A 5,507-nucleotide genomic window follows, 5' to 3' on the forward strand; every position below is an offset into this window, starting at 1 on the left:
GACGTGATCTGCAGGTCGTTGTTCACGCGCAGCAGGTACCGGTCGAAATTGTAATTATCATAAAAAGCGCCGGCTTTGGAATAGCCGAGCGAGGCTTTGGTCTTCAGCTTGTCGGTGCCGGAAGTGAACACGATCTCGTGGCGTTGCCGCGGCGCAGTACGCTTCATGAGGCTTCGCTGCCAGTCTGTGACGGGGAATTCGTCCGGGTTGACGCGGTTGCTGTCGAGGTACGAATTGATGAAAGCGTCGGGATAAGCCCCGGAGGCGGCGCCGTCGTTCATGGCCTGTTCATTGAAATAGCGCATGTAATCCTGGGGCCCCACGAATTCGGGCAGTTGCGTGGGTTTCTGGATGCCGTATTCGTAATTGTATTCGAGGCTGGGCCTGCCCGAGCTGGCGCGTTTGGTGGTGATGAGGATTACGCCGGCCGCACCGCGGGAGCCGTAAATGGCGGCGGAAGCGGCGTCTTTGAGGACGGAAAGGCTTTCCACATCGTTGGGGTTGACGTTATCCACGCTGGAAACGGGCACTCCGTCGACGATCACGAGCGGGCCGTTGGTGCCGATGGTGGTGATGCCGCGGATGAGGATGGTGGAACCGCCGCCGGGGGAGCCGCTGCTGCGCGTCACGGACACGCCGGACATGGCGCCCTGCAGGGCGTCGGAGACCTTCAGCGTCTGCCTGCCGCCCACGTCTTTGGCGCTGATGGTGGCTACCGAGCCCGTGAGGTCTTTCTTCCGCTGGCGGCCGTAACCCACCACCACGGTTTCCTCCAGGTCGCGCGAGTTGCTGCTGAGGGATACCTCGATAGCCTGGCCCGCCGTTACATCGAGCGTCTGGGAAAGATAGTTGAGCATCGACACGGTGATCTTGTTTGCCCCGGCGGGAAGGCGGAGCGTGAATTGTCCGTTGTTGTCGGTGGTGGTACCGGCCGGTGTACCCGGTACGGCGACGGTGGCGCCGGGTAAGGGCGTTTTGCTGGCGGCGTCGGTCACCGTGCCTTTGACCTGCCGGTCCTGGCCAGCCAGCCTGACGGCCAGCAATAGCACGGCGCAAAGGAAGAGGAATTGCTTTTTCATAATCCTGGAACTGTTGATTTTGGTGAATTCCGCAATGGGCGGAAAGACGTGATTGAAGCGATGGAAACAAATGTAAAAGCAGGTGGCGGCTGTCGCCAAGTTTACGGCTGGTCATTCCCCAATCAAAACTTTGAACAGGTTAACATAGTGAAAATCAATTTTTAATAAAATAGGAAAGATGTAAAATGAACAAGGGAATACTGCTTTTTTACCGCAAGTAATCATGTAGGGGAGGGATGTGGCGGGGTACTGATCGTATTGCAACCGATTTAAAACCGGCGGCAGTTTCATATTTGGAAAAGTAAATTATCTTTGGCCGCAACGGGCGCCACGGTCCGCTCAACCAACTACAAATGCAAGCCTGCCTATGGCGATTGGGATGGAACAGTACGAACACAAGGAATCGTTTTATCATTTAGATATGGTGTGCCGGTATGTAGCCGGCAATTTCGGCAATCCGGAAATCGGGTCGTGGACGAATGGCGATTACCTGCGCTTGAGCAGCATCCTGAGCCGGCATACGGAGATCCAGCTAAGCCCGAGCACCCTAAAAAGGATTTTCGGCAAGTTGAAGACGACGGAGCGGTATTATCCCCAGAAGGCCACGCGCGACGGCCTGGCGCAATATGCCGGGTTTGTAGATTGGGATGATTTCGTGGAGAAGCACCCGCGCCCGGCACGTACTGGCGAAGCGCGTGCGGAAGAAATACCAGGCCCGCCCACCAAACTCCCCCAACCCCGGGCGCCCCTGATCAGCTGGTGGCCCGCGCTGCTACTGATGGCCGGCGCCTGCGCGATCTTCGGATGGCAGTGGGTGAAGAAAATGCGCAATGCCCCGGAGCCCGGCGTAGCCGCCAAACTCATATGCAGCAATCCCGTGGGCGGCAATCCGCATTCCGCCGTTTTTCGCATCCAGCTGCCGGAGAATTTTAAAGGCGACAGCAGCGCCTTCCACATCGCTTTCGGCGACCGCGCGCGCACCCAGCCCATCCGGCCCGGTGCGGTGCTCACCCATTATTATGAAATGCCCGCGCGGTATTATGCCGTTTTGCATTATAAGAACCGCCCTGTAGACACGATGGCCGTATACCTCAAAACAAATGGGTGGACTGCCACCGCCTGGTCGTACCTGGATACCACGAGGGTGTACCCGTTGCGGGCGCCTGCGTTCGGGCCGGCAGGCATGTCGGCGTCACCGCGGGAACTGCTGGCATCGGGGGTGGATACCTTGCATACGTTCCTGGTGGATTACGTGAATACGCAGGAGTGGGACGTGACGGGCGACGATTTCGAGTTGAATGCCCGGCTGGCCACGTCGGCCCTGCGGCCGGGGATCCGCTGTTCGCAGGTGATCATTGCCCTGTACGGCGAAAAATCGCGGCATGAAATATTATTGATGAAACCGGGCTGCGTATCCTGGGCGCACCTGGTCTTTTCCGAGAAGCGGATCGACGGCCGGCAAGAGGATCTGAGCCCCGTGGGCACGGATCTCACCAACGGCGGCACCGTGCACCTGCGCGTGAAAGACCGGCACGCCGAGCTCACCGTCAACGATAAGCCCCTTTATAGCATCGCATACGATCAACCCATCGGAAAGCTATACGGCATCCGGATATCCTTCGCAGGCATCGGTTCCATTCAGCAGGTGGAATTGAAGAATGTGGATGGGGATGTGGTGTTTGAGGATGGTGTCAGGCTCTAATCACTCAAACCCGCCCCGCATTTCCAATAATCGCGTATAAATCTCTTTCGCGACCGGCCCGGGTTCCCCGGTGCCAACGGGCCTCCCGTCGATTTGCAGCACCGGCGTCACGATTTTGGTGGTGCTGGTGATGAAGGCTTCGCGCGCCGTGGCGAGCGCCGAAAGCGGCAGCGTGGCCTCGGTGGGGCGGAGATCGGTCATCGACAGGATCTTTTTACGCGTGATGCCTTTGAGGACGCGGTCGGCCGGGGTGATAAGCTCCCCGTTTTCCGTTACGGCCCAGAAGTTGGCGCGGGGGCACTCGCGGACGGAACCGTTTTGGTGATACAGCACATCGTCGGCCTGGTGTTCGCGGATAAAGGGTTGCAGGTAGATGGCCTGGAGATAGTCGATGGTTTTGACTTCGGGCAGCTGGCGCTGGTAGTCGTGCGTCACGAGATGGATGCCTTTGTCGAAACTGGCGGGATCGTAGTGGTAGGGGGCCAGTGTGATAAGCAGGTTAGGGGTGGCTGGTGTATACCCGTTTTCGGAGTAACCGCCGGTAAGCGTGATGCGGACCCCGGCATGGGGGGCGCCATTGATTTCAATCAATTCTGTCAGCAAATGTTTCAACCTTTCGCGGTCTGTTTCCGGCGTCAGCCGCATCACCGATGCGGAATGGTAAAACCGGTCGAGGTGATCTTCAAGGAAGACCGGTTGCCCGGCTCGGGCGCGGAAGTAATCGAAAATGCCATATCCGCGCTGGATCGACAAATCGGAGATCAGCACCCTGGCTTCGTTTTCCGGAACAATGGCGCCGTTGATGATGGCATGGCTCATGGTTGCAAACGGTTATATTTTTGGAGAATGGGTAGTACCTGATGCAAAGGTAGCGCTTCCACTGCGTTGCCATTGCGGCCTTTTGCGGAGGCGGCCATCAGCAGGGAATTAATGATGGCTTCTTCCGTGGCTTCGATGGCGGCCATGAACAGCGGCGACATGGCGTCGTTTTGCAGCAGCGTCACTGTTTGATGGGGCTGGTTGCCGCTGTGCGGGATGCGGAGCCCTTCGGCGGTGGAGAACGCGATCACATAATCGCCGCTCCCGTTGGAAGCGATGCCGCCCGTTTTGCCGAGCCCCAGCATGGCGCGGCTGGCCAGGCGCATGAGGTTCCGGTGGTCGATGGGCGCGTCTGTCGCCACTACGATCATGCAGGAGCCGTCGGCATTATTCAATAAATGATTGCTGAAATCGAACTTGCCGAGCTCCCTGCCCACAGGCGCGCCGTCTATCGACAGCACCCCGCCGAAATTGCTTTGCACGATCACCCCAACCGTGTACCCGCCCAAACTGGCTGGCAGTTTCCGGGAAGCGGTGCCGATGCCGCCTTTAAACCCGAAGCAGATCGTTCCCGTTCCTGCGCCAACATTTCCTTCCGCCACTTTTCCCGCGGCAGCGGATTGCACGGCACTATTCACATCTTCGACGGTTACATGCCGGCCACGGATATCGTTCAGGTAGCCATCATTTGTTTCTCCCACCACCGCATTCACCGACCGCACATTTTCGTTCCCTTTTTCGGCGAGCGCAAGCCCGGCCAGGGCCTGCATGGCTATGGGAACGCTGAGCGTATTTGTCAATACAATCGGCGTTTCCAGGTTGCCCAGTTCATTCACCTGCGTGATACCGGCGAGTTTGCCGAATCCGTTGCCGACGAAAATCGCCGCCGGTACTTTCTGTTGGAACAGGTTGCCTTCCGCGGGAATGATAGCGGTAACGCCCGTCCGGATGGAATCGCCTTTTACGAGCGTGGTATGCCCGATCTTCACGCCGCGCACATCGGTGATGGCGTTGAGCGTGCCGGGCTGCATCACGCCAATGCGGATGCCGTAATCCCGCGCGCGTTTGCGCTCCTGCGCCTGCAGCGCGCCGGGGAGCAGCAAAAAGGCAATGATGGCTGAACGATGGAACATATTACAATGATAATGATTTTCCCCCGGCCATGTATCCCTGAAACGCCAACGCCCCCGTTTCCGGAGGCGTTGGCATAAGATGATAAGTTCGTTTTAATTACGGCAGGGCACGAAGGTGAACATCCATTTCACCGGGTTCTGCCAGTCGCGGCCTTTGAACGAGGCTACGGGCGCCTTCACGGCTACGGTGTTCCAGCCTTTTTGGAGGCGCACTTTCGTAGGGGCGCGGTAGGCATATCCTTCGTTGGTGTAAGCTGTTTCGAGGTTGATGGTTTTGCCCGCGCTTTCCCAGACCGGCGGCGGGATGAGCGTGCCGTTCACGCGGATGCTGCTGCCCCGGTTGTCCCATTGCCCGGCGATAGGGGGCAGGGAAGCGTGGGAGCGGGAGAAGTCGTGGAATCCTATCCAGCAGTCAGTTTCGCCGTCAACGTCGCTCCAGATGCGGGTGGAGGCGTACCAGGTGGTGTTTTCTGCGGGATCAGCCAGCACGCCCTGCAGGTTCGGAGCCCACCAATGGCGGAGGATCACCGTGCCGCCAGTGGCGGTAAGTGAAGGACGAACACCAGCCGTGTCGAATTCCTGCGCGGTATTGCCGGCGTTGGCAAACGGACCGTACAACTGCCACTGCTGGCCGCTTTGCGGGAAGTAGGTAAAAGGCATTCCCTCAAAATATTGCAATTTATGCGCCATCAGCCGCTGTTCGAACGCAGCGAATTCCGCTGCGATCTCCGGCCCTATCGCTACTTTGATGCCTGGTGTGCCGCCGCCTTTCCA

The 5,507-nt window shown here is 58.4% G+C and carries 4 protein-coding genes and 1 pseudogene; 1 reads left to right on the plus strand and 4 read right to left on the minus strand.

What is annotated here, in order from left to right:
• On the minus strand, positions 1–1,079 hold a 1,079-nt coding region (locus Q0510_RS15790; RefSeq protein ID WP_298713826.1), incomplete at its 3' end, for a SusC/RagA family TonB-linked outer membrane protein.
• A 367-nt stretch (positions 1,080–1,446) separates the two neighbouring features.
• On the opposite strand from Q0510_RS15790, the gene Q0510_RS15795 reads away from it, so the two are divergent.
• A complete protein-coding gene (locus tag Q0510_RS15795) occupies positions 1,447–2,781 on the plus strand; it encodes a hypothetical protein (protein WP_298713829.1) in 1,335 nt (444 codons plus the stop codon).
• Here Q0510_RS15795 and Q0510_RS15800 read toward each other — a convergent pair whose 3' ends face one another.
• From Q0510_RS15800 to Q0510_RS15810, 3 genes and pseudogenes are all read right to left on the minus strand, one after another.
• Positions 2,782–3,600, minus strand: a complete 819-nt coding sequence (locus Q0510_RS15800) for an aminotransferase class IV (protein ID WP_298713832.1) — start codon at positions 3,598–3,600, stop codon at positions 2,782–2,784.
• A complete protein-coding gene (locus Q0510_RS15805; RefSeq protein ID WP_298713835.1) occupies positions 3,597–4,733 on the minus strand; it encodes a P1 family peptidase in 1,137 nt (378 codons plus the stop codon). Before Q0510_RS15805 ends, Q0510_RS15800 begins: the two co-directional genes overlap by 4 nt.
• A gap of 93 nt (positions 4,734–4,826) precedes the next feature.
• Positions 4,827–5,507 (minus strand): annotated as a pseudogene (locus Q0510_RS15810) (beta-N-acetylhexosaminidase); the annotation flags it as partial.

The sequence above is a fragment of the uncultured Chitinophaga sp. genome, from assembly GCF_937874145.1.
Taxonomy (GTDB): Bacteria; Bacteroidota; Bacteroidia; order Chitinophagales; family Chitinophagaceae; genus Chitinophaga.

What these genes read in the sequence shown, in the direction of transcription:
- Q0510_RS15800 (WP_298713832.1), bottom strand. Translation starts at nt 3,600, where the DNA reads ATGAGCCATGCCATCATCAACGGCGCCATTGTTCCGGAAAACGAAGCC.
- Q0510_RS15805 (WP_298713835.1), bottom strand. Translation starts at nt 4,733, where the DNA reads ATGTTCCATCGTTCAGCCATCATTGCCTTTTTGCTGCTCCCCGGCGCG.
- Q0510_RS15795 (WP_298713829.1), top strand. Translation starts at nt 1,447, where the DNA reads ATGGCGATTGGGATGGAACAGTACGAACACAAGGAATCGTTTTATCAT.